We start from the raw sequence: 25,838 nt of genomic DNA on the forward strand, positions 1-25,838 counted from the left end.
CGACGACATGCAAAACATGGGATGACCGTTATTAAAGGAAGAGCTTCACCAGGGGCGTAAACGCCTGCGGACGGCCGGGGCTCCTTGCCCGTGGCCGTCCCTATATCTCAGAAAGCGCCGCCCGTCAAAGGCGGCGCTCAACCGATCCCTTGATCAGAAACGGTAGGTGATACCCGCACCGATAAGCCAGGGATCGAGCTTCGCCTTGCCGCTGATCGGCGTGCCACCCAGTTCGGCGGTCCAGTCGGTCTTCAGGAAGATCTTCTTCACATCGAAGTTCACGCCCCAATGCTCGTCCAGCATATAGTCGAAACCGACCTGCACGGCCGCGCCGAACTTGTTCTTGACGTCCAGATTGCTGAAACCCGGCTTTTCGGACTGGTTGTAGAACATCGAATAGTTCACACCCGCGCCGATATAGGGCTTGAAGGCGCCGAAATCGGTGAAGTGATATTGCAGCGTCAGCGTCGGCGGCAGCAGCCATGTCTTGCCCACTGGCGTTCCGGCGAGCACGCCCTCGCCGTTGATCTTGGCGTAGGTGGTGCCAAGAATAAGCTCGGCGGCGATATTCGGGGTGAAGAAATAGCTGATGTCGAGTTCCGGGATCACCGTATCCGAATAGGACAGGTCCGCGCCCGGCACACCGTCGACGCTGCCGCTGTCATTGGTGATGACGCCGAGGCCGCGCACGCGCAGCATCCACGGGCTTGCCGCGGCAATCGCCTCTTCGGCGGTGGGCGCCGGCGCTGCCGGGGCCAGATCGGCCGCCATGGCATTGGCGGATATCAGCGTGGCCGCAACACCAGCCATGACACTGGCAAGCAAAGCGGTTTTTCTGTTTCTGTTCGTCATTCCATCTCTCCTATAGCGCACCGCAGCCGGGCAAGTCCCCGGAAACCGGCTGATGACGGCGGGCCTGGCGAATCGTCGCCTGCCGCAACCGCTTGGGAGCCACTATGACGACGGGAAAGGCAGGCCGATTGAGATGGATCAAACCGGGATACGGATCGCGCAAAGGAACTGAGAACCGGCGCGCATTGTGATAATTTCGCAACAGATACGTTCGCGGTCTAGGAGCGGTACACTGCGCGCCCGGCACATATTCTGGGAAATACAAAAAGGCCTGCATCAACAGGCCTTTTTCAGTGCATCACCTTTCTCACGCGGTCTGGGGCGTGAGGTGCGCGGAACCGGGCTTGCGCAGAAGCAGAACCGAGACGGCCGCGATCATGCACATCAGACCGGCAATCTGCAGCGCGGGCATATAGGTGTCGAAGTCGCTCTTGAAGAAACCGGCGCCAAAGGCGGCGGTGGCGGCTCCCAGCTGGTGGCCGGCAAAGACCCAGCCGAAAACGAGACCGGCCTTTTCGCGACCGAAATTCTCGGCGGCAAGTTTCACCGTCGGCGGTACGGTCGCCACCCAGTCCAGCCCGTAGAAGACGGCAAAGACAGAAAGTTCCACGAAGCTGAACCCCGAGAATGAGAGATAGAGCAGCGACAGGCCGCGCAGACCGTAGAACCAGAACAGCAGGAAGCGATTGTCGAACCGGTCGGAAAGCCAGCCGGCGAAGATCGTGCCGAAGAAATCGAAGATGCCGATTACCGCCAGTGTGCCCGCCGCTGTCACCGCTGCCATGCCGAAATCACCGCAGATTGAAATCCAGTGTGTCTGGATAAGACCGTTGGTCGAAAGCCCGCAGACAAAAAATGTGCCGAAAAGCACCCAGAAGACCGGGTTGGCCGATACGCTCTTCAGCGTCACCAGCGGCGATAGCAATGTGGCGAGAAGATTGTGATCCTGCTTGACCGGCTTTGCCACCACGGTCTCGCCATAGGCCGGCAGGCCGACATCGGCAGGATGGTCGCGCATCAAAAGCAGGACGAGAACCATGGCCGTGGCAATTACCGCCACGGACAGGGTAAGGGCGGTTCGCCAGCCATAGGCTTCCGTCAGCGCCGCCAGCAGCGGCAGAAAGACCAGCTGGCCGGTGGCGTTGCTCGCCGTCATGAGGCCGATCACCAATCCGCGACGCTTGGAAAACCAGCGAGCCGCCACGGTGGCGCCCAATACCAGGGCGGTCATGCCGGTGCCGACACCGATCACCACGCCCCAGAGCAGCAGCAATTGCCATACCTCGGTCATGAAGAAGGAGGCGACGATGCCGCCCATGATCAGGGCAAGCGCAGTGGACACCACCTGCCGGACGCCGAAATGATTCATGAAGGCGGCGGCAAAAGGTCCAAGCAGGCCAAAAAGCACCAGCCTGACGGCCATTGCCGAGGAAATATCGGCAATATCCCAGCCGAATTCCTGATGCAGCGGCTGGATCATCACCCCTGCAGATCCCATCGCACCGGCGGTGGCCAGCATGGTCAGAAAGGTGGTTGCGGCAACGAGCCAGCCATAATGCAGATTTCTGCCGGCCATCCAGCTGGCGAGGCGTGTGGAGAGCATGTTCAAATTCCCTTTCCAGCGGCCGTGGCCGATATTTTACGGGTATATACCCTATATTGCGGGCAGATACCCGCATATCCCCAAAAATTACAGGGCTGCGAGCAGTTCCTGCAATTGTGCTGTCTTTTCGGGCCCAAGCCGGGCCTCGATTTCATCCTGTACCCCATCCCAGAGCGGCGCACCCGCCTTCAGGATCGCGTGTCCTTCCGTCGTCACCGTCAGCATCGCTTCCCGCTGATCCTCGCCATGGCCGATGGCCACCAGACCCATACGAGCCAGCACCTTGGCATTGCGGCCAACGGTGGAGCGATCCAGTTCCACCCGCGCGGCCAGATCGGTTAGCGAGACGGGCGCGGTGCGGTTGATGTTCCGCAGCAGGCTGAACTGACCGATATTGACGCCAAGCGGCGCCAGGGCCTCGTCATAATAGGACGAGACCTTACGGGATGCTTTGCGCAACAGGATGCAGTGGCAACTATCGTTTGGCATTTGTCTCGGGTGTATACCCGTAAATTTTTGCGCGCAAGAGGTGCTCGGGAATTATCGGCGGGCAACGGCCACCTCCCTTGGCCATATAGCAGAAACAATAAACCCCGGCTTTGGGTCGGGGTTTGATATCAGCAGCGAGGTTCGTTCAGGCAGAGAGCCTGCGGCCGCTTGCCACCAGCAGACCGGCAGCGCCTTCCAGCCAGCCTGCTTTCAGTTCCAGCGCCAGGAAACGGCTGCGCTCGAACGGGCCGGGCATGATGAGATGCTGGGCCTTGTCGGCGAAGAAGCCGAAACGTTCGTAATAAGGGGCGTCGCCAACCAGAAGAACGGCGCCGTGGCCGCGCTTGGTGGCTTCGCCAATGGCGGCACGCATCAGCGCCGAGCCGATGCCCTTGCCCTCATGGGCGGCATCGACAGCCAGCGGGCCGAGCAGCAGCGCTTCGACGGCGCGACCTTCGCGGGAGATACCGGCCTCGACATTCCACAGGCGCACCGTGCCGATGACATGGCCATCCTCATCGCGGGCGACGAGTGCCAGACCTTCGGCCGGAACGCGACCGGCGCGCAGCTTCTCGGAAGACTTGCGGCGGCGGCCGGCGCCCATGGCGCGGTCCAGCAGGTTCTCACGGGCGACGACATCGCCCGGATTTTCCTGATCGACATGAAACGTCTGCGGTGTGAAAAATGCCCGTACCGAATTCAAAAGAGCGGCCATCCTTGGCCTCCCGTCACACTACCGCCCACACGCGGCCCTTGATAAAAAAATGGTGGAGCCGTTCCGGCCCGCCGACACGCTTTCCTCGGCTGGAAGAGGTGCAGCAAGCAGGGATTTGCGCATCAGCACAATCGGCAAAGCCGGAACGGAAGCTTGGTCGAGACGCCGCCCTGCTCAGCGGACGGCGTTCGGATCAGATGATGTAAGCCTTCAGCGGCTCGAAGCCATTAAAGGCAACGGCCGAATAGGTCGTCGTATAGGCGCCTGTGCCTTCGATCAGAACTTCGTCGCCGATGGTCAGCGAGACCGGCAGCGGGTACATGTTCTTTTCATACAGCACATCGGCGCTGTCGCAGGTCGGGCCGGCCAGAACGCAGGGCTCCATCTCGTCCTGGTCGCGCTCGGTGCGGATCGGGTAACGGATAGCCTCATCCATCGTCTCGGCGAGACCGCCGAACTTGCCGATGTCGAGGAACACCCAGCGGTGGTTGTCGTTGTCGGACTTGCGCGACACGAGAACAACTTCCGCCTTGATGACGCCGGCATTGCCGACCATGCCGCGGCCCGGCTCGATGATCGTCTTCGGGATCTGGTTGCCGAAGTGCTTGCGCAGCGCCGTGTCGATCGCCTGGCCGTATTCTTCGGCAGCCGGAACGTCGCGCAGGTACTTGGTCGGGAAACCACCGCCCATGTTGACCATCTGCAGGTGGATGCCCTGCTTGGCAAGCGAAGCGAAGACGCGCTTGGCATCGGCCAGCGCCGCATCCCATGCGTCGAGATTCATCATCTGCGAACCGACATGGAAGGAAACGCCGTAAGATTCGAGGCCGAGCTGATGTGCATAGACCAGAACGTCGACAGCCATCTGCGGCACGCAGCCGAACTTACGCGACAGCGGCCATTCGGCGCCTTCGCCATCCGTCAGCACGCGGCAGAACACGCGTGCGCCGGGAGCGGCACGGGCAACCTTCTCGACTTCCTCGTGGCTATCAACGGCGAAGAGATCGATGCCGAGCGCATGAGCGCGTGCAACATCGCGTTCCTTCTTGATGGTGTTGCCGAAGGAGATACGGTCGGAAGTCGCACCCGCATCAAGCGCCATCTGGATTTCAGCCACGGAGGCGCAATCGAAGTTGGAGCCGAGCGAAGCGAGCAGCTTCAGGATTTCGGGAGCCGGGTTTGCCTTGACGGCGTAATAGATGGCGCTGTTCGGCAGGGAGTGCCGGAAAGCGTTGAAATTGTCGCGCACGACGTCGAGATCAACCACGAGGCAAGGGCCTTCGGGACGTCGGGTCTTGATGAAGTCGAGAATGCGTGCAGTCGTCATCGATATATTCCCTGTTAAACCGACTTCGGAAAAATCCGAAGGACAAAGGACGCTCGAGATATGCATACGAATCAGCCGGTGGAGGCGCAGACTCGATAGCATACGCTCAAGGCGCGAATGTGAACGACGCCCTGCCAGAGCATCATTCGGCTTTGTCTGCCATCGATTGGAGGGAATGACCCGACCGCACTTCAGGCAATGATGGTGTGCCTCTTCAGTACCCCGGCTGATGGAAAGCCGGCAGAGAACCAGAAAGGCCCGCACCGTCGTTGCTTCATATGTCCTCGCATTTCCCGGTTGGCCGGAATAGCGACTGGAGGGGTTAGTTCCAGGTACCTTACCTAAATCCTCACCACATCGAGGACTCGGCGGACACACATGGGCACGTGCGACTTTGGGCAGCACGGGAGATAAGAATATTCGCAGTCATAATCAAGAGGAATTTTTCACCAAAGAGCGGATTTTTTCAGCAGTGAATTAAGGGTTGAACAGTGACTTGCGCACGTTCAATTATATGGAACGAACCGGAGGATTTTCATGGACACGCTGACCCGCATCCGCGCCTTTATCGATGTTGTCGAAGCTGAGGGGTTTTCCGCCGCGGCGCGCAAGACCGGGCGCTCCAAGGCGCTTCTGTCCAAATATGTGCGGGAACTGGAAGATGATCTCGGCGCACTGCTCCTCAACCGCACCACCCGGCAGTTCTCGCTGACGGAAGCCGGTCATACCTATTACCGCACCGCTTCCGATATTCTGAAGGAGATCGATAACCTCGCCGATCTGGTGCGTGAAAAGAATGCCGATCTGAAGGGGAAGCTCAAAATTTCCGTTCCCCGCACCTTCATCGATGCCGATGTCGGCCAGAGCCTGATCGATTTTGCCAAGGAAAATCCGGAACTGTCGCTGGAAATCGTTGCGGAAGACCGATTCGTCGACCTGATCGAGGAAGGTTTCGATCTCGCGGTTCGAATCACCCGACTGGAAGATTCGGGTCTGATCGCCCGCAAGCTTTCCGATTTCCGGGTCTATGCGGTGGCGACGGCGGATTTCGTGGCGCAACACGGGCCGCTAGACGGCCCGCAGGATTTCTCCCGCGTGCCTTTCATCATCGACACCAATACGCGTTTTCATAATACAGTGCGGTATCTGGAGCCGGATGGCGGCTCGAATTCGGTCACCATCAGTGGGCCGATCGAGGTCAACAGCCCGCAGGCGACGTTGCGCGCGGCGCGCGCTGGTCTCGGCATCGCCTTGGTGCCGGATTTCATCGCCAGACCCTACATCCAGTCCGGTGAGCTGGTGACGCTGTTCGACGATTATATTTCCAAGGACAGGGGCATTTATGCGGTCTATCCGCATCGCCGCTACCTGCCCGCCAAGGTGCGCAGCTTTGTCGATTATCTCTCGGCGTGGTTCAGGAAGAACGGGTAAGCCACCAAATGAAACGCCCGCCTTGCGGCGGGCGTAGATGTTAGCTGAAAATCAGATCAGAACGGCGAATCCGGGAAGTAGAACTGCTCGGCATTGTCCTTGGTGATCAGGGTCGCATCGAGGATATACTCACCCGCGACCGGCACCTGATCGTAGAAATGCCCGGCCGTCAGCTGCATGGCTGTCGCCACCATTGCGGGCGGATAGAGCACGTCGACCGGGACCAGCTTGTCGCCGTCCATGACCTTCTTGATCATGTCCTTGGAACCGGCGCCCGCAACGATATACTTGATATCGGTACGTTTCGCCTGCTGGATAGCCTCCAGCACGCCGATCGCCATGTCGTCGTCCTGACACCAGACCACGTCGATCTTCTTGTATTTGGTCAGATAGTCCTGCATCACGCGGAAGGCGTCGTCGCGGTTCCAGTTGCCGTACTGGCGGTCGAGAACCTTGACGCTGGAACCGGCAATACCCTTGTCGAAACCATCCTGGCGCTGCTGGTCGATCGGGATCGGCAGGCCGCGAATGACCACGACTTCGGCATCCGGCGTCGTCTTCTTGATGTATTCGCCGGCCACCTGGCCAAGCGCGGGGTTGTTGCCGGCAACGTAGAGATCGCGGATCGAATTGTCGTTGACGCTCGGCGCGCGGTCGACGAGCGCGACGAAGGTGCCCTTGTCCTTGATCTCCTTGATGGCGTTGACGAGCGGATCCGGATCGGACGGCAGCACGACAAGTGCATCGAGCCCCTGCACGGCAAGGTCCTGAAGCGCATTCGCCTGATTGGCGGCATCCGGCGACGTCTTGACGATGATGTTGAGCCCCGGATGCTCCTGCATCAACAGCTTCGCCACACGCTCGGCATGATAGACGACGCCTGCCGTCCAGCCATGGTCGGCCGCCGGAATGGACACGCCGATGGTGACCTTCTTGTCCTGTGCGTGTACTGAACCCGCAAGCACCGTGGCCAGCGCGGCAAAGGCCACGCCGATGAATTTACTACGCATAGTCTCTTTCCTCCCAAGACCGGGGCGTTCCTCCTTCAACCGCGCCTGCCCCACATGGCGCGGCGTGATACGTCACCTGCGGCTGAGCGAGCGCTGCACCAGCATGGCGATGATGATGATCGCGCCCTGAATGGCGCCGATCAGATATTCGCTGACGAAGTTCGACAGGATCATGATGTTGCCGACGATCTCCAGAATGAAGGCGCCGCAGATTGTACCCCAGATGCGCCCTACCCCGCCTCTCAGCGCCGTGCCGCCGACGACGACGGCGGTGATCGCCTGCAGCTCCCACAACATGCCTGTCGTGGCCGAGGTGGAGGCAAGACGCGGCACATAAAGCAGCACCGCAACGGCGACGCAGAGCCCCTGCACCACATAAGCGATGGTGCGCACCCGTGCGACCGAAATGCCGGAGTAACGCGCCACATCCTCACTGGAGCCGACGGCCGTGAGATGCCGGCCATAGCGGGTGCGATAAAGCACGAAGGCGGCTATTGCGGCGGTGACGAAGATGACGATGACAGGCACCGGCACACCAAAGACATTACCGAAATAGACCGGGCGATAAAGCGTCTGGATTTCCGGGTTGCGCAGCGTGATCGCGCCGCCCTGCGACAGCCACGTGGTCAAGCCGCGATAAATGCCCATGGTGCCGAGCGTGGCGATGAAAGGTTCGATGCGGCCGATGGTAGTGATGAGGCCGTTTGTCAGCCCGCAGGCAGCCCCGATGGCGAGCGCCAGCGCCATGGCGGTAAGCAGCATCAAAAGCGGACTGGCGATGAAGGCGCTATTCATGAACAGGATCATCAGGCTGGCGACAAATGCGACCATGGCGCCGACCGACAGATCAAGCCCGCCTGACGTGATGACATAGGTGGCCCCGAGCGCGATGATGGCGATGAAGGCGCTGCGGGTGACGACATTCAACAGATTATCGATGCCGATGAAATTGGGATTGGCGATGGTGCCGAGAACCAGCAGCAGGGCCAGCGCCACGAAAGGCGCAACCGCTCGCAGGTCCCAGTCCTTCGAGGTCTTCGGCGTTTTGCCGTTATCAAATGCGGCCTCAGTCATGTTTTCCCTCAGTTTCTTTATCAGGCCATATTTCCCGCGACACGGGCGCTCAGGCAGGTTCCTGCGTATGAACGCCCGTCGCCAGCGCCACGATGTCGTTTTCGGTCATGCGCTCACCTGTCACCTCACCGACGATCCGGCCCGAACGCATCACAAGAATACGATCGCAGATGCCGATCAGCTCCGGCATTTCCGAGGAAACAACGATGATCGAGCGCCCCTCATCCGCGAGCTTGGCGATAAAGCGGTAAATCTGCTCCTTGGTGCCGATGTCGATGCCCCGTGTCGGTTCGTCGATGATGACGATGGAGGGATCGAGCAGCATCATCTTGGCGAGCAGCAGCTTCTGCTGGTTGCCGCCGGAGAGCTGGCCCGCAAGCAAATCCTTGCGGCCAGTGCGAATATCGAAGTCGCGCACCGCATCATCGAGCGCCGCCGTTTCGCGCCGCGTGTCGATCTGGAACATCCGGCTGAATTTCCTGAGCGAGGCCAGTGTCAGGTTGATCCGCAGATCCTTGCCAAGCAGCAGCCCCTTGCCCTTGCGGTCCTCGCTCAGATAAACGATGCCGGCCTTCAGGCTGTCTTCCGCCTTTGCGAAATGCACCGGCCTGCCGTGATGCCGCACGGTTCCCCGACCGGCGCGCAGGCCGAGTATTCCTTCCATGAGTTCCGTTCTGCCGGCGCCAACGAGACCGGCAAAACCGAGAATTTCGCCCCTGCGCAGGCTGAAACCGGCATCCTCTGCATAACCCGGAACGGTAAAATGCTCCACCTGCAGAACCGGCTCGTGCTCGCCGCCGGCGGCGCGGTCCGGATAAAGCTTGGCTACGTCGCGCCCCACCATGAGCCGCGCCATATCGGCAGGCTCCAGCGCCGATGCCGGATGGGAGGCGATCAGCTTGCCGTCACGCAGAACCGTCACCCGGTCGGCAATCTCCTTCACTTCCGGCAGACGATGCGAAATGTAAAGCACGGCCACGCCCTTTGCCCGGATGTCCCTGATGACATTCAGCAGTGCATCCGTTTCGATGGGCGTAAGGCTCGCCGTCGGCTCATCGAAAATGACCACGCGATGCGGCACAAGCAGAACGCGGGCGATCTGCACCAGCTGCCGCTGGGCAATCGACAGGCTGCCGACAATGGCGTCCGGATCGATCGTACCGCCAAGATCGGCGATCGCCTTGCGGGCGCCGGCGCGCATGGCGCGGTCGTCCACCATGGCGCCCCTGCGTACTTCGCGGCCGAGATAGATGTTCTGCGCCACCGTCAAATCGGGCGCCAGCAATATTTCCTGATGCACGAGAACAATGCCGCGATGTTCAGCATCCACAGGGCCGCTCAGCGCCACGGCTTCGCCATCGATGCGGATTTCCCCGCCCGACGGCTTTTCATTGCCGGCCAGAAGCTTCATCAGCGTCGACTTGCCGGCGCCGTTCTCGCCTATGATCGCGTGGACCTCACCGGCACGCACCGCGATCTCGATATCTTTCAAAACCTGTACCGGCCCGAAAGACTTCGACAGCCCAACCGTCCGGATAAGGGCATGGTCTGGAGATTCGTCAGCAAAAGCCATGTGCCGTCACCGGTGTCCCGCAGGAACGGACGGCGCTTGCCCCTTAATTTTATTTGAAATGACCATCTACGAACTCCTCCCAAAGCTCGAAGAAGAAGCTAGCGTCCGTTTTGAGGTACGTAAAGCAATTTTCGCTGGTGTTTTAGAATACACTCAAATTTGACCGTATGAACCGCAAGCCAGAAGGTCGTGAAAGTCCTGTCAGGATGCGGAGGAGCGCTGGAAACCCTTCATCAGACGGTGCACGGCTTCGGCGCCCTCCTTGGCCAGATCGAAACGCTTGCCGAACAGCAGCCAGTCGGAGCACATGCCTTTCAGCAGCCAGTAGAGCGCGTCGAGCGCAGAGTCCGCCGTCCAGTTGTCGTTGAATGCACCTTCCGCCTGCGCCCGCGCGAAAGCGCCCTCGAGCCGATCCTTGTGATACCGGTCTAGTTCCTCCTGCGCGTGCAGCACCGGGGCGAACTCATCCGAGTAATTGGTGCGCAGGCTGATGGTCATGATGCGCTGGCGTTGCTCATCTTTTGAAAGAAGCGTCAGCCACTTGCAGGCCGCTTCCTCGATCTTGGCCAGCAGAGCCAGCCCCTTGAGGTCGGGGTCGCCGAAATCGAGCAGATCCGATTCCGGCAGGGACACCGATTGATAGAGGCCGATAAAGAGATCGCTCTTGCTGGAAAAATGCCAGTAGATCGCTCCGCGCGTGACGCCGGCGGCAGCCGCCACCTCATCGAGAGAGCTGTTGGCAACACCCTTTTTGAAGAACACCCGCTCGGCAGCGGCAAGGATCGCCTGACGCGTCTCTTCTGCCTCGGCCTTGGTTCGGCGCATGCTCATGTCTCCTTCCAATCGCGGCACGGCGCTTTCGCACCGTGCCTTCTTTGCAGTGCCGGGCTGTCAATCAGATGAACGCATTCACATGACTTTTGGCCCGGCCTTCACACACGTTTTATTCCGCCGGCGATACGGCGTCAGCAGCAATCTCTTTCTCCTTCTTCCGATCCCCGAAAATCTTCATGACAAAGACGAAGAAGACGGGGACGAAGAAGATCGCGAGGATCGTCGCCGAGATCATGCCACCCAGAACGCCGGTGCCGATGGCATTCTGGCTCGCCGCACTCGCACCGGAGGCGATCGCCATTGGCAGCACGCCGAGCGAGAAGGCAAGCGACGTCATCAGGATCGGCCGGAAGCGCAAGTGCGCCGCCTCCACCGTCGCATCATAGGTGGATTTTCCTTCCGCCCGCAAATCCTTCGCGAATTCGATGATCAGGATCGCGTTCTTTGCGGACAGGCCGATGATGGCGACGAGGCCCACCAGGAAGTAGACGTCGTTCGGCATGCCGCGCAGCATGACAGCCGCCACCGAGCCGATGACGCCAAGCGGTACCACCAGCATCACGGAGAGCGGAATGGACCAGCTTTCGTAAAGTGCTGCGAGCAGCAGGAAGACGAAGAGAACGCTGAGCCCGATCAATGCCGGCGCCTGCGAACCGGACTGGATTTCCTGCAGCGACTGACCGGTCCATTCGAAACCGAAACCAGCAGGCAATTCGCTCGCCAGACGCTCCATTTCGGCAATGGCGTCACCGGACGAATAGCCCGGTGCGGACTGGCCGCCGATACGGACAGCCGGATAGCCGTTATAACCGACCACCTGCGAGGGACCGCGCACCCATTCCACCGTGGCAAACGAACTCACCGGCACCATTCCGCCATTGGCATTGCGGACGTTGAGGTTCAGGAGATCCTCCGTCTTCATGCGCTGGCCCTGCTCCGCCTGCACCGTCACGCGCTGCATGCGGCCGGCATTGGGGAAGTCATTGACGTAGGACGAGCCCATATTGGCCGAGATGGTGGCGTTGATATCGCTGAAGGTGACGCCGAACGTATTGGCTTTCTCACGGTCGATGATCAGGTTGACCTGTGCCGCATCCGGCATACCTTCAATGCGAAGGCCGGCAAGGATGGGGCTCTGACGGGCAGCGGCCATCAGTTGCGCACCGGCAGCGCTGAGAGCAGCCTGTCCCGCACCCGCGCGATCCTGCAGGCGGAAGGTGAAGCCGCTGGAATTGCCGAGGCCCTGGATTGGCGGCGGCGACAGCGCGAAGGACATGGCGTCCGGAAGCCCCCACAGCTTGGCATTGACGCGCGCCGATATGGCGGCGGCGGAATCATTCGGTCCGCGTTCGCTCCAGTCCTTCAAGGTGGCGAAGGCCAGACCGGCATTCTGGCCGGAGCCGGAGAAGGAGAAACCCGAAACCGCAATCACACGATCCACCGCCGGCTCTTCCATGAAGATCTTTTCGATCTGCTGGATGGATTGCAGCGTACGATCACTGCTGGCTTCCGCCGGCGCCTGAATGTCAACAATCAGGTAGCCCTGATCTTCGTTCGGAAGGAACGAGCTCGGCAGTTGCATATACGCCCAGCCGAGGCCGACCAGCAACGCCGCATAGATGACCATGAAGCGTCCGGAACGCTTGATGATGCTGCCGACGGACGAGGAATATTTGTGCGAGGCCTTGTCGAAGCCGCGGTTGAACCAGCCGAAGAAGCCTTTCTTCTCATGGTGCCCGGCCTTGATGGGCTTCAGGAACGACGCGCAGAGCGCCGGCGTGAGCGACAGGGCGAGGAAGCCGGAGAACAGGATCGACACCACCATGGTCAGGCTGAACTGCTGGTAGATGATGCCGACGGCGCCCGGGAAGAAGGCCATGGGCACGAACACGGCTGTCAGCACCAGCGTGATGCCGATGATCGCGCCGGAAATCTGGCCCATCGCCTTGCGGGTGGCCTCCTTGGGCGACAGATGCTCTTCCGCCATGATGCGCTCGACATTCTCAACGACGACAATCGCGTCATCCACCAGAATGCCGATGGCGAGAACCATGGCGAACATGGTCAGAACGTTGATAGAGAAACCCGAGACATACATGATGGCGCAGGTGCCGAGCAGCGCCACGGGCACCACCAGTGTCGGAATGATCGTGTAGCGGATATTCTGCAGGAAAACGAACATCACCACGAAGACGAGGATGATGGCCTCGAGCAGCGTGTGAATGACCTTCTCGATCGAAATCTTGACGAAGGGGCTGGTGTCATAGGGAATTTCGTATTCCAGACCCGGCGGGAAATACCGCGACAGCTCCTCCATCGTGGCGCGAACGCCCTCGGAGGTCTGCAGCGCATTGCCGGTGGGCGAAAGCTGTACGCCGATAGCAGCGCTCGGCTTGCCGTTCAGGCGGCTCGAGAAGTTATAGCTTTCGCCGCCCACTTCCACGCGCGCGACGTCGCGCAGCCGGACGGATGAGCCGTCCGGATTAGCGCGCAGCACGATGGAACCGAATTCTTCCGGCGAGGTGAGCTGACCCTGCACGTTGACGGTTGCGGAAATCTGCTGGCCGATGGGATTTGGCGATGCACCGATGCGGCCGGCGGCAACCTGCGAGTTCTGTGCCTGGATGGCGCTGATGACGTCGTTCGATGTCAGGCTGAGGCCCAGCATCTTGTCCGGGTCCATCCAGATGCGCATAGAGCGCTGGGTAGCGAACAATTGCGCGCTGCCGACGCCGGGAACGCGGCGCAACTCACCCAGCACGTTGCGGCTGAGATAATCGCCGAGACCGATGGCATCTGTGTTGCCGTCGACGGAGGTGAGCGCCACCATCATCAGGAACGACGTGCCTGCCTGCTCGACACGCAGACCCTGCTGCGTGACTGCCTGAGGAAGGCGGGGTTCAACGCGCGCAATGCGGTTTTGAACCTCCACCTGGGCTTCACCAATATTGGAGCCCGGCGCAAAGGTGACGTTGATGGAAATGCGACCCGAGGATTCCGACGTCGATTCGAAGTAGATCAGCCCGGGAACACCGTTCAGCTCTTCTTCGATGGGACGCGTGACGCTCTGGTAAATATCCTCCGGCGACGCGCCAGGATAGGTGGTCGAGACGGAGATCTGCGGCGGGGCGACATTCGGATATTGCGCAATCGGCAGCATGGGAATGGCAAGCAGGCCCGCGAGCATGATGAAGATGGCGACGACCCAGGCAAAAATGGGCCGATCGATGAAAAAACGTGCCATGAAATCGGTCCTTATTGCTTCGCAGCGGGAGCCGCGCTCTCACTGCCGGCGGCAGTGGCGACATCGGCCTCATCAGACCACGGTTCCGGCTTCACCTTCGCGCCCGGAGCGGTCTTCTGGAAACCTTCGGCCACGACGCGGTCGCCATCCTTCAGGCCCTCGGAAATTACCCAGCGATCGCCGACGGAGCGGCCAACGCTGACGCGACGCTGCTCGACCGTGTCTTCGGCATTAACGACAAGCACACTGGCCTGACCGCCGGCATCGCGCTGAACCGCCTGCTGCGGCACGGCGAAGGCGGCTTTCTGGATGCCCTGCTGGATCTGCACGCGCACATACATGCCCGGCAGCAGATCGCCGTTCGGGTTCGGGAATTCACCGCGCAGCGTCACCTGACCGGTGGTTTCATCCACCGCGGCTTCAGAAAACAGCAGGCGGCCCGGAACGGGGTAGCGGCTGCCGTCATCGAACAGCAGGTTGACTTCGGCTTCGTTCGGGCCGGTCATCAGCTTGCCATCCTGCAGGGCCTTGCGCAGCCGGATGAGATCGGCGGCCGGCTGGGTGAAGTCGGCATAGATCGGATCAAGCTGCTGGATCGTCGCCAGATTTTCCGAGCCGGTGGCGCTGACGAGTGCGCCTTCGGTAATACGTGCGCGACCAATCCGGCCGCCGATCGGGGCTTTGACATCGGCATATTGCAGATTGAGCTTCGCTTCCGCGACGCCGGCTTCGGCCACGGCTACCTCGGCATCGGCCTGCGCCAGCTGGGCGATGGCATTGTCGAATTCCTGCTGGGAACCAACATTGGACCGGCGCAGCTGCTGCTGCCTGTCGGCGGTCTGCCGCGCCTGAAGCTGCGCGGCCTGCGCCCGGCGCAACGTGCCTTCGGCGCTGTCGACACGCACCTGAAACGGCGCGGGATCGATCCGATAGAGAACATCGCCTTCCTGCACCAGCGAGCCCTGTTCGAACACCCGCTCCACGATGATGCCGGAGACACGCGGACGCACTTCGGCAAGCCGCGTCGGCGCAATGCGCCCGGGCAATTCGTTGGTAATGGGAAGCTCTTCCTGCTTCACCGTCACGATCTTCACGGCACCGGGCGGCGGCGCGCCGGGCGCTGAGGCCTGCTCATCGCTACATCCGACCAAAACGATGCCTGTCAACAACACCGCCGCGATCTGCCTCAATCTCTTCGCCATACTGCGCTCCGAATCCATAAAAAAGGTCACATTTACATACATACTAAGACGTATGTAAAATTTGGCAATGAAATTGTTGCAGTGCAAAAGCCGTCTCACGCGCTTGTGAAGGCGTGAGACGGTTTGGAAACGGGAATGGCTATTGCAGAAATCGGGAAGGAGGGCCGCCCTTGCGGGAAGCGCCTGTGGCGGCAGTGAACCTGCGCGTGGCCATATCGCCAGAGCATCAAACGGAAATGGCGCAAACGGGACGGCAATGTGCCGTTTCCCGCCCGCTTAGAACAGACGCTTCAGCGAGGTGGCTTCCGGCGGACCGTTCTTCGTCGTGTCGCTATTATCGGCGGATCTGTTGCGCAGGGCCGCATAATAGGCGTTCTTCTGCTCGTACATATTCATATCGGCGCGGCGCACCAGCGATTCCATCGTCTCGCCGGCCTCGCTGGTCGCCACACCCAGCGACAGGCTGAGCGGCGCGCTGGAATAGAACTGGTTGTTGATCTTCAGCAACTCATAAACGGTTTCGACCATGGCGGCGGCAACCTGCTTGTCGGCGCCGGGAAGAAGGATGGCGAATTCGTCACCGCCGATGCGCGCGGCATGGTTCGGCGCGGTCACGACGCCGTTCAGCACCTCTCCCATGCGCCGCAACAAAGCGTCACCGGCATCGTGCCCCAGCTTGTCATTGGCGTCCTTCAGGCCATTGAGATCGATAACGATCGCAGAAACCGGCCTGAGCGCGCTGCGCTCCAGCCTGTTCAACTCATCCGAATAGAAGGCGCGGTTGTGCAGCTTGGTCAGCACATCGTGCTTGCCGAGATATTCGAGATAGGCTTCAGCCTTCTTGCGCGCGGTAATGTCCGTCAACGCCACCTGCACCAGCGACCAGTCGTGCTCATGGCCCGGAAAAACGGAAAAATGCAGGAGAACGTGCCGCTCCGAACCGTCAAGCGCATAATTCACCACCTCGCGATGGTGGTTGAGATTGCCGTTCCAAAGCTCCATCAGCTGTTCGCGGAACGGCTTTTCCATCTCGCCGCGGAAAATATCGCCAAGCCGCTGCAACAGAACCTGCCGGTCCGGCGCGCAGAACAGGTCGAGCGTCGCGCGGTTGACGTCGATGACGCGAATTTCGCTCATGCATTGCCGCACGAATTCGGGATGAACATCCATGAACACGCGGAAATCGATGATGCCGCGCTCCCTGACCTCCTCGATCAATCGCCGCACCCGGCTGAAATCTTCCACCCACAGGGAAACGGGCGAATGTTTGAACATGCCTTCGGCGTAACGGCGGTTGAGACGCTCCTTGCGGCGGGCCTCCTCCCGCTCCGTCACATCCTCGGTGGTCAAAAGCAGCCGCCCGAGTGTTTCTTCGTGGCCGGGGATGACCGCACCGCGCAACTGAATATCCAGCCGCTTGCCGCCGATTGAATAATTGACCGCGTTGCTGGTGAATTCCGTCTTGCCCGCCCAGAGTTCGGAAAGCTCGTTCACATGGCTTTCCAGCATGTCGTCACGAAAAATCCGGTGCAGATTGTCAACGAGATGCGCCTGATCACGCGCCTCGAACAGCTCCAGCGTCCTGACGTTGACCTTGATCACACGGATTTTCTGGGAGCAGGCCGCAACCCTTGATAAATCTTCGAGAAGAAACGTCCTGATATCCTCGACGCCCTGCGACCGCCAGATATCGAACTGGCTTTTCACGTCGCTGAAATCTTCTATCCACATCGCCACGGGCGCGAGGTTGAAGATGTTGGTATCGATCGTCTCACTCATGCGGGCATTCTTCTTGAGGTAAATGCGGATGAAGGCCGAAAGGGTGCGGGGCGGCAATGGCCGCCCGCATCACCGGATTTATTAGAGATATTCGATTTAACGCAAGCATTTATCGCGCAAACCTTCGGATTGCGCGATAATTCCCGGGTTCTGTGACTATGATGCCCGTTACCAGAGCTTCACGTGCCGGTTCACATCCTTGTAGAGCAGGTAACGAAAGCGGCCCGGTCCACCCGCATAACAGGCCTGCGGGCAATAGGCGCGCAGCCACATGAAGTCACCCGCCTGCACTTCCACCCAATCCTCGTTCAGCCGGTAGACGGCCTTGCCTTCCAGCACATAAAGGCCGTGTTCCATCACATGGGTTTCCATGAAGGGAATGGTCGCGCCCGGCTCGAAGGTGACGATGTTGAGGTGCATGTCGTAACGTACATCCTCCGGATCGATGAAACGGGTCGTTGCCCATTTGCCGTCCGTGTCGGGCATGGGCGAGAGAGTGTTTTCATCTTCATGCGTGAAGATCACCGGCGGCGGCTCCAGACCCTCGACCGCCTGAAACGCCTTGCGGACCCAGTGGAACTTGACAGGCGCCTTGCCCGAATTGCGAAGCTGCCAGCGGGAGCCGGCAGGCAGGAAGGCAAAGGAACCCTCTCGCAGGCCATGCTGCACGCCTTCGAACTCCACGGTCATTTCGCCGTCAACGACGAAGATCGCCGCCTCGGCCCGTGCGTCCGGTTCCGGCCGGTCGCTGCCGCCGCCGGGCTGCACCTCAACGATATATTGCGCGAAAGTTTCGGAAAAACCCGTCATCGGCCGGGCGATGATCCAGGCCCGGGTGCCGGTCCAGTGCGGCAGCACACTTGTCACGATATCGGACATGACGGTTTTGGGGATGACCGCATAAGCGGTCTTGAACACCGCCTTGCTCGACAGAAGTTCCGTCTGTCCCGGCAAACCGCCCATATCCGAATAATATCTCTTCATTTCAGCCATTCCATCCTGCAACGCATTCGGCGCGGATTCTTAGGCCCGCGACGAGGTTTAAGCAAATAGTTATTGGCAAGCAGAGACTGGCCGAAGGATGTCACGCCTTCTTACGCATCGTTGCGTAAACGATATTGTGGTTCTCCCCGAAGAACACCTCCGCCTCGATGCTGGAAGGATCAGCGCTGGCATTGACGATCCGCCACATATCCGCCTTGGAGCGCAACAGCAGCGCCCAGTTCATGAAGGTCTCCATGTAACCGTCGACGACGATGTCTTCCGAGAAATTGGCGAAGAGGAACATGCCGCCGGGTTTCAGCATCTCCATGCAGCGCCGCGTGAGCTTGATCGCCACACGGTCGTTCAGATAATCGTAGAGACCGGCCGCATAGATCAGATCGAAGGTGCCGAGTTCCTGCGTGCGCAGCACGATATCGCGCACGGAACCGTCGATCGCCTCGATGCAGCTGCCGTTAAAATCCCGGGCGACGGAACCGACGCTCAAGGGATCCTGATCGAGCGCCACCCAGCGCTTGATCCCGCCCTCTTTCAACGCCATGGACGCATCCGCCTCGCGCAGATGGCCGGACGCGATGGTGAGGATTTCCGTCTCATTGCCGTGCCGGGCTGCGGCCTCGTCAACGAAGCGTGTCAGCAAATCGCGCCGCTCGCGCACGGCGACCGAGGAACTGGCATCCTTCGTATAATCGTAAAGGGCCGCACCTAGCGGCGTAGCCTTCTTCACCAGTTCGGCAACACTGTCGTGACCATAAATGAAATCGAGCAGCTGCGCATCGCCCGAATAACCCCGCGGCTTTTCGAAAGACCACCGCGTGAACGGGTCCTCCAGAAAATGGCTCGAAACGGGGTGATTCTGTACCAGCGGAATCAGTTCAGCCCACACGCTGGAGTGGAGATTTTCCCGCAGGCCATGAAGTGCACCCGCCGTTCTATGTATTATCTCACGTGCCGAAACACGATTGTCGAATTGCTGTTGTGCCAATTCGAGAATGAGCGCCACCTCTGCTTTCGCAACTGCGAACTGCTCATCGAATGTTTCCGTCCTGCGTGCAAAAATCTCTTTTGCGACAGTATCCGGGGTAATCAGACTTGCCCCGTCAAGATTTTTCTTCTTTACCCGCACCACTTCAGCCTCCAGTATTAACACATTGTTAACTATACGTTTCTGGGAGACGGAAGGCCACTCGCTTTCGATTTTTGTGCGGTGTAGGGATACATTAGTAGATTAGCGTATTTTTTTGGTCACACTCGTGAGTACGGGAGAAAGCAGATACGCGATTTAGTGAAACTTAATGTTGCGAACGTATGATGCGTTCTTCCTTTCCATGTTCTCGGCCCACATCGGCGGAGATCGACGGGAACCCGCACTGGGTGCGACAGCACACGGAAAAGTGGAATAAGCAGTTACTTAATAAAGTATACGCAACACTATGGGAAAGTGCATGAAGCACACATTGGGAGAGGTGAGTGGACAGCAAGACTATCGGCGGCCGGACTCCCGGTTTTCTGATGAACTTCTTGCCCTTTACCAGCAGGAAGGTGAGCGCAGCCGCCGTGGTTCAATCCGACGGGGCCTGTGGACCGCTGTTTTCATCTATCTGCTGTTTGCCGCAACCGACATCATTCTGATACCCGATGTCGCATCTTACACCATTCTCGCACGCTTTGCCGTCGTCATCTCATCGCTGCTGACGCTGGAAATTCAGCTGCGCAATGGCGCCAGCACTGCGGCGCTTGATCTTACCTGCGCTACCGCTCTCGTCATGGGCTATATCGGCTGGCTGCTGCCTTCGCTACTGACCGACAATACCGAAAACATGTCCTACTACATGGTTTTCGGGGCGATCTTCATGATGGGCGCCAATCTGTTTTTCACCTTCCGCTTCCACCTGTCGCTGGTGTCTTCAGGCATTATTCTCGTTACCTATTTTCTGGCGGCAACGCAGTTTCCCGAAGATAGCTTCTACAAGTTCGCCTTCGGCACCTTCTACATATCCTGCTTCGTCTTCACCTCTTACGTGAACTGGAACCTGAACCGGGAACGCTACCACGTCTTTGTGAACGGGCTGGAGGCAAAAGCCCAACAGAAGGCCGCGGACGAACGTGGCCAGGCGCTGCTGCGCCTTTCCAATACCGACTCACTGACCGGCCTGCAGAACCGCCGCGCCATTGATCATCATCTGCGCCTGCTGTGGGACAATTGGATCAGGAAGGAAGAAGGCTTTGCCGTTTTTCTGATCGACGTCGACTTCTTCAAGAAATACAATGATCGTTACGGCCATCAGGAGGGCGACAAATGCCTGATGACTGTTGGCACCGCCCTGCAGGACGCCATCACCGAACACGGCGCCTCAATCGGCCGCTATGGCGGTGAGGAATTCATCGTGCTGGCGCCGTTCAAGTCCAAGCAGCAGGTTGGCGAGTTGGCCGAGACGATCCGCCACACCGTTGAAAACCTGTCGCTCGCCCATGACCAGCGCCGGGACGGCACCTTCATCGTCACTGTCAGCATCGGTGCGTCCTTCACCCGCCCCAATCCGGACGCCAAGCTGGAAAAGATCATCAATGAAGCCGACCGCGCGCTCTATATTGCGAAGGGCAACGGTCGCAACTGCATGAAGCTGTTCGATCCCGATGATCCGCAGACCAGCGACGAGACGGAGAACATTGCCGCCCTGCTGAAAATCGCCATCGCGGAAAATCTCGTTTCCCTCGTCTACCAGCCGATTCTCAACATCTCGACCAATGAGACCGCGGGGGTTGAAGCGCTGATGCGGCTTCGCCTGCTGGACGGGAACCCTGTTGCACCCGGTATTTTCATTCCGATTGCCGAGCGCACCGGCACGATCATGGAACTGGGCCTGTGGACCATCAAGACCGTCTGCAAACAGATACTGGCCGATGACAAGGTGGCTGTCGTCAGCGTCAACGTCTCGCCGATGCAATTGAAAAATCCGGGTTTTGCCACCTCGGTCGCGGCCATTCTCGTGGAGGCCGGCATTGCCGGCAACAGGCTCGCCTTCGAAATCACTGAAGGCGTCGACATGGAAATGCATTCTGACGTGCTGCGGTGTCTGAACGACCTGAAGACGCTCGGCATCAATATCTGGCTGGATGATTTCGGAACGGGTTTTGCCGGCCTTTCGTGGCTGCGCATGACGGATTTCGATACCGTCAAGATTGACCGCTCCTTCCTGCATGACAGCAAGACCCCGCGTGGCCGGGCAATGCTGCAGGACATGATCCGCCTCATCCGCAACCGCGGCCACAGAATCCTGATCGAAGGCGTGGAGACTGAGGAACAGCTAAGGCTGGTGCGGCAGATGGAGATCGATTACGCGCAGGGTTACTATATCGGTCGCCCCGTCGTCGCCGAAAGGCTGGGCCCGGCCGCCACCGCCTATCCGCACCCGAACATGCTGCTGCGCCCCGCCTGACTCTGGGCTGAAGGCGGAAAGCCGCAGGCAGATTTAATGATAGGCGGGCGGGCTAACCGAGAATCTTGCCGCGAGCTCCGAGAACGCCTCCCGCGTGACGGGATCGACAGGAGCCCCTTCCCTCTCCCGTTTTGCGGCCACCGCCCACTCCCGGTCACCCGGCGCCATGACCTTGCAGTCTTCCCGCGCCGGTGATTCCCGCAGGACCTCGAGATAACGTTTCATGCCCTCATCGAACGCCTCCCGCTCCAGGAAGGCTTCCGGCTTCAGCGCCAGAACGAAGGCCCCAAGCCCGCGCGGCGTGGCAAAATCCGGCCCGCCCATGGGAGCGATATCGAAGCTGAGTTTCATGCCTGTCAGCACAGCGCTGAAAATCTCCACCATTCCCGCAAGCGCCGCACCCTTGAACCCGAACTCTCCGCCGACCGGGGCAAGCATTTCAACGGCATGCGGATCGCGCGTATCGACGCCGTCTCCATCAGAGGCAACGCCTTGCGGCAGCTGCTGGCCGAGGCTCCGGTAAAGCAGAACGCGATTATAGGGCACCGCGCTGGTGGCCATGTCCAGCAGCCAGGGCATGTCATCCGCTGCCGGCACGCCAATGGCGATGGGGTTGGTGCCGTGGAAGCGCATGGCGCCATCATGCAGGCGCACGAAACTGTCCGAATTGCAGAAGGCGAGGCCGATATAACCCCGCCGCGCCGCTTCCAGCGCATAAGCACCTGCCGGGCCGAAATGTGAGGAATTCCTGATCGCCACCGCGCCGATGCCGAATTTTTCCGCAAGCGCCATGGCGCTGTCCATGGCCGCATAGGTGGCGCGGGCGCCATGGGCGTGGTCGGCGTCGATCGTTTCCACTGCGCCGAAGCCGGAAACACGGGCGATCTGCGGCCGCCGATTGAGACGCCCGCCTTCAAGCGCGGTGATATAATGGGCAAGCAGGCGAACACCATGGCTGTCCACACCGAGCCTCGTGCCATGCATCATGGCGCGCGTCGCCGCATCGGCCGTTTCGTCGTCGGTGCCAGCGGCAAGGAAAACGGCGCGGCAAAACCGCTCCAGCTCATCCAGCCTCGCCAGGACGGTGGCTTTTTCATTGCTGTGCGCCATGAGGGAATCCTCCCAATTCCAGAATCCATGCCGCACAAGCTATTCACGGGGCGCGTTTTTGCAATCGAATATCGCACGCCCGAAGGCTCAATCAGTCTTCGGCCCCCATGGCATCATAGGAAGAGCGTTCGCCGGCGATGATCGCGCGTTTGCCGACATGGTTGGCAGGCCCGACAATGCCTTCCTGCTCCATGCGCTCGACGAGCGAAGCGGCGCGGTTATAGCCCACGGACAGGCGGCGCTGGATATAGGATGTGGAGCACTTCTTGTCGCGCATCACCACCTTGACGGCCTTTTCATAGAGATCATCGCTGTCGTCCTCACCCATGGCGGACTTGTCGAAAACAGCGGTTTCCTCTTCCACCTCTTCGTCGGTTTCGTCGGCGTCTTCGGTAACGGTGCCGAGATATTCCGGACGTCCCTGCGTCTTCAGATGCGCGACCACCTTTTCCACTTCCTCGTCCGAAACGAAGGGGCCGTGGACACGCGCGATGCGGCCGCCGCCCATCATGTGCAGCATATCGCCCTGGCCGAGCAGATGCTCCGCGCCCTGTTCGCCAAGGATGGTGCGGCTGTCGATCTTCGACGTCACCTGGAAAGAGATGCGGGTCGGGAAGTTCGCCTTGATCGTGCCGGTGATGACATCAACCGACGGACGCTGTGTGGCCATGATGAGATGGATGCCGGCGGCGCGCGCCATCTGCGCCAGGCGCTGGATCGCACCTTCGATTTCCTTGCCCGCGACCATCATCAGGTCGGCCATCTCGTCGACGATGACGACAATATAAGGCATGGCCGTGAGGTCCATTTCCTCCTGCTCGTAGACCGCCTCGCCGGTGGCGCGGTCAAAGCCGGTCTGCACGTTGCAGAACACGGTCTCGCCCTTGGCGCGGGCGGCAGCGGCCCTTGCATTATAACCGTCGATATTGCGCACGCCGAGACGCGACATCTTGCGATAGCGATCTTCCATTTCGCGCACGGCCCATTTCAGTGCCATGACTGCTTTTTTCGGATCGGTGACGACAGGGGTCAGAAGATGCGGGATGCCGTCATAGACCGAAAGCTCAAGCATCTTGGGATCGACCATGATCAGGCGGCACTCTTCCGGCTTCAGACGATAGAGCAGCGACAGGATCATGGTGTTGATGGCAACCGACTTGCCCGAGCCGGTGGTGCCGGCGACCAGAAGGTGCGGCATCTTCGCCAGCTCGGCGATGACAGGTTCGCCGCCGATGGTCTTGCCGAGGCAAAGCGCGAGCTTCTGGCGGGTCTCGGCGTAATCCGTCGCTTCGATCAGTTCGCGCAGATAAACCGTCTCACGCACGGGGTTCGGCAGTTCGATGCCGATGACATTGCGGCCGGGCACGACGGCGACACGCGCCGAAAGCGCCGACATGGAGCGGGCGATATCATCCGAGAGGCCGATGACGCGCGAGGACTTGACGCCAGGGGCGGGTTCGAACTCATACAGCGTGACGACCGGGCCCGGGCGGACATCGATGATCTCGCCCTTGATGCCGAAATCCTCCAGCACGCTTTCGAGAAGCCCGGCGCTCTGCTCCAGCGCTTCCGGCGTCATGGTCGTGGTCTGCTGGACGCGGGCCTCCTGCAGAAGATCGATGGAGGGGTATTCATATTCGCCGTCCGCAAAGACCGGCGCTTCCCGGAACATCGGCTGCGAGGCCTGGATGGGCGCGCGCGGCGTGAAGCGCGGCTCGGCCGCAATTTTCTCCACCGGCTGAACCTGCTCCACAGGTCTCTGTGTCTCGACAACCATCGGCGCCTCCGCCACCGGCGGCGGCGCGATTTCCGGTTCAACGACCTGAATGGGGGCCGGGATGGCGGAATGATGCACACCGATTTCGCGGTAAAGCCTGATCGCGGAACCGCCGGGCACGGTGACAACAGGAGGCTCGGACGAAAGTACGATCGCAGCGGCGGCGGGCGATGCAAAGGCGACCGGCGCGACGACAGCAGATGCCGTGACCGAATTTGCAAGAACGGCACGCGCGGACGCAGAGACGCCCTCGCCGGCGCTGCCCGGCAGATCAAGCGTCATCACTTCCCAGAACAGCTCATCCGGCAGATGGGCGGCGAAAGCCGGAATGACGGCCTGCGGTGCGGTGGTCTGAACTGCATCGATGGCGGGCTCGACGGATGGCGGCTGAACCGGCGAGAATATCTGCTGCGCGGGCGCTTCTGAAGCTAGGGAAATCTCCGTCTGAACCGGCATCCGGGCAGCGGCAGCCGCCTCTTCCGCCTGCTTGCGGGCAAGCTCCAGCCGCAATTTGTAGGTCAGCGCCCTCGCACCCCGGGCATCCGGCGGCTGTGGCAGGAACGGCATGCGCGGCGGCGGCATGCGCTGCTCCGCCGGCTTTATGACCGGTTGATTGACAGGAGCAACCTCCTGCTGCACAGCCTGTTGCTGCTCCACCACTTCCGGCTCCACTGCTTCAGGCGGAGCGACAGCCGGGACTTCCTCCTCCGGAATATTGGGAGTCTCGACCGGCATGCGCCGCGCAAACGCGCTTTCCGGCGTGCGGGTGAAACGGACATTCGGGCCGAGCACAAAAGCATTCTGCCAGCCGGGCATCTCGGCGCGGCCTTCGATGGCGTCGGCTGCGCTGACATCGGCATTCGGCTTGGGTGCCGCGCTGGCCTTCATCGCCGCCGTCTGTTGACCGGCAACCGACTGGCCGCCGGCATGACGAGCCTTCTCGCTCCCCTCCCCTACGCTATTGGACGAATTCTGGAATCTGGATCGGGAGAAGCTCATGGCAGCGTGCACACTCATCATAAACGTACATATTTCGGTCTCCCTGAAATAAAAAATAAAGGTTAATTACCCCTTTCCAAACGGGGTCGACGCGGCAGATTTTCGTTCCGTCCACAGGCGGCACGGGACACATGCCATCGAGGGCACGGCATTCCAACCGTTTAATTTTATTAGGTTATATCAAATTTTCAGAGCATTACCGAGGGCAAGAAGGCAAGGTGAGAAAAGCGCAGCACCGCCGGAAAGCATATTGTTTCCGCAAAGGCCCTCGCAACGTAAAATCATTGCTGTAAAGCCCGCGAATTAACGTGGACACTGCCGAGGTTGCAGCCTTAAGATCGGCCGGCCGCGGACCAAGCGGAAAGGCCCGCCCAGCC

The 25,838-nt window shown here is 60.1% G+C and carries 18 protein-coding genes; 2 read left to right on the forward strand and 16 right to left on the reverse strand.

Annotated features, from left to right (window positions below; translation table 11 throughout):
• Positions 1-153 precede the first annotated feature (153 nt).
• From AC5I5B_RS09160 to odc2, 5 genes are all read right to left on the reverse strand, one after another.
• Positions 154-852, reverse strand: a complete 699-nt coding sequence (locus tag AC5I5B_RS09160; RefSeq protein WP_080866755.1) for an OmpW/AlkL family protein — start codon at positions 850-852, stop codon at positions 154-156.
• A 307-nt stretch (positions 853-1,159) separates the two neighbouring features.
• Complete coding sequence (locus tag AC5I5B_RS09165; protein WP_112958644.1) at positions 1,160-2,455, reverse strand: MFS transporter; 1,296 nt, start codon at positions 2,453-2,455, stop codon at positions 1,160-1,162.
• Between the two features lie 87 nt (positions 2,456-2,542).
• On the reverse strand, positions 2,543-2,944 hold the full coding sequence (locus AC5I5B_RS09170) for a MarR family winged helix-turn-helix transcriptional regulator (RefSeq protein ID WP_020813368.1): 402 nt from the start codon (positions 2,942-2,944) through the stop codon (positions 2,543-2,545).
• A 145-nt stretch (positions 2,945-3,089) separates the two neighbouring features.
• A complete protein-coding gene (locus AC5I5B_RS09175) occupies positions 3,090-3,659 on the reverse strand; it encodes a GNAT family N-acetyltransferase (protein ID WP_003506595.1) in 570 nt (189 codons plus the stop codon).
• Positions 3,660-3,852: 193 nt separating this feature from the next.
• Entirely contained in the window at positions 3,853-4,986 is a 1,134-nt protein-coding gene (odc2, locus tag AC5I5B_RS09180) for an ornithine/lysine decarboxylase (protein WP_003506594.1), read from the reverse strand.
• A 537-nt stretch (positions 4,987-5,523) separates the two neighbouring features.
• Between odc2 and AC5I5B_RS09185 the strand changes: the two genes are divergently transcribed.
• Positions 5,524-6,417 (forward strand): LysR family transcriptional regulator, encoded by an 894-nt coding sequence (locus tag AC5I5B_RS09185; protein WP_003506591.1) that lies wholly within the window; start codon positions 5,524-5,526, stop codon positions 6,415-6,417.
• Between the two features lie 56 nt (positions 6,418-6,473).
• Here the strand turns inward: AC5I5B_RS09185 and AC5I5B_RS09190 are convergent, their stop codons facing one another.
• The 9 genes from AC5I5B_RS09190 to AC5I5B_RS09230 all read right to left on the reverse strand — a co-directional run bounded on the left by AC5I5B_RS09190 (position 6,474) and on the right by AC5I5B_RS09230 (position 19,264).
• The gene (locus AC5I5B_RS09190; RefSeq protein ID WP_020011756.1) at positions 6,474-7,427 is read right to left on the reverse strand and encodes a substrate-binding domain-containing protein; all 954 of its coding nucleotides are present in this window, start codon (positions 7,425-7,427) and stop codon (positions 6,474-6,476) included.
• Positions 7,428-7,499: 72 nt separating this feature from the next.
• Positions 7,500-8,501: an ABC transporter permease gene (locus tag AC5I5B_RS09195; RefSeq protein WP_112958643.1), complete on the reverse strand. Its 1,002-nt coding sequence runs from the start codon at positions 8,499-8,501 to the stop codon at positions 7,500-7,502.
• Between the two features lie 49 nt (positions 8,502-8,550).
• Positions 8,551-10,074 carry a sugar ABC transporter ATP-binding protein gene (locus AC5I5B_RS09200; RefSeq protein WP_080864946.1) on the reverse strand — a complete coding sequence of 508 codons (1,524 nt, stop codon included), beginning with the start codon at positions 10,072-10,074 and terminating at the stop codon, positions 8,551-8,553.
• A gap of 201 nt (positions 10,075-10,275) precedes the next feature.
• A complete protein-coding gene (locus AC5I5B_RS09205) occupies positions 10,276-10,899 on the reverse strand; it encodes a TetR family transcriptional regulator (RefSeq protein WP_031234023.1) in 624 nt (207 codons plus the stop codon).
• Between the two features lie 118 nt (positions 10,900-11,017).
• The gene (locus tag AC5I5B_RS09210) at positions 11,018-14,152 is read right to left on the reverse strand and encodes a multidrug efflux RND transporter permease subunit (protein ID WP_080864945.1); all 3,135 of its coding nucleotides are present in this window, start codon (positions 14,150-14,152) and stop codon (positions 11,018-11,020) included.
• Positions 14,153-14,163: 11 nt separating this feature from the next.
• Positions 14,164-15,354 (reverse strand): efflux RND transporter periplasmic adaptor subunit, encoded by a 1,191-nt coding sequence (locus AC5I5B_RS09215; RefSeq protein WP_003506580.1) that lies wholly within the window; start codon positions 15,352-15,354, stop codon positions 14,164-14,166.
• Positions 15,355-15,630: 276 nt separating this feature from the next.
• Positions 15,631-17,133: a sensor domain-containing diguanylate cyclase gene (locus AC5I5B_RS09220; RefSeq protein WP_035213033.1), complete on the reverse strand. Its 1,503-nt coding sequence runs from the start codon at positions 17,131-17,133 to the stop codon at positions 15,631-15,633.
• A gap of 168 nt (positions 17,134-17,301) precedes the next feature.
• Positions 17,302-18,126: a bifunctional allantoicase/(S)-ureidoglycine aminohydrolase gene (locus AC5I5B_RS09225; RefSeq protein ID WP_035213010.1), complete on the reverse strand. Its 825-nt coding sequence runs from the start codon at positions 18,124-18,126 to the stop codon at positions 17,302-17,304.
• 91 nt (positions 18,127-18,217) lie between these two features.
• Positions 18,218-19,264, reverse strand: coding sequence for a class I SAM-dependent methyltransferase (locus tag AC5I5B_RS09230; protein ID WP_161974198.1), 1,047 nt, complete (start codon positions 19,262-19,264; stop codon positions 18,218-18,220).
• A 316-nt stretch (positions 19,265-19,580) separates the two neighbouring features.
• Here AC5I5B_RS09230 and AC5I5B_RS09235 point away from each other — a divergent pair, with 316 nt between their 5' ends.
• The gene (locus AC5I5B_RS09235) at positions 19,581-21,575 is read left to right on the forward strand and encodes a putative bifunctional diguanylate cyclase/phosphodiesterase (RefSeq protein WP_003506574.1); all 1,995 of its coding nucleotides are present in this window, start codon (positions 19,581-19,583) and stop codon (positions 21,573-21,575) included.
• 33 nt (positions 21,576-21,608) lie between these two features.
• Here AC5I5B_RS09235 and AC5I5B_RS09240 read toward each other — a convergent pair whose 3' ends face one another.
• Together AC5I5B_RS09240 and AC5I5B_RS09245 are read right to left on the reverse strand one after the other, a co-directional pair.
• On the reverse strand, positions 21,609-22,685 hold the full coding sequence (locus AC5I5B_RS09240; RefSeq protein WP_003506571.1) for an Ldh family oxidoreductase: 1,077 nt from the start codon (positions 22,683-22,685) through the stop codon (positions 21,609-21,611).
• A 91-nt stretch (positions 22,686-22,776) separates the two neighbouring features.
• Positions 22,777-25,482, reverse strand: a complete 2,706-nt coding sequence (locus AC5I5B_RS09245) for a DNA translocase FtsK (protein WP_035213009.1) — start codon at positions 25,480-25,482, stop codon at positions 22,777-22,779.
• Between the last annotated feature and the right edge of the window lie 356 nt (positions 25,483-25,838).

Source organism: Agrobacterium sp. (genome assembly GCF_059499945.1).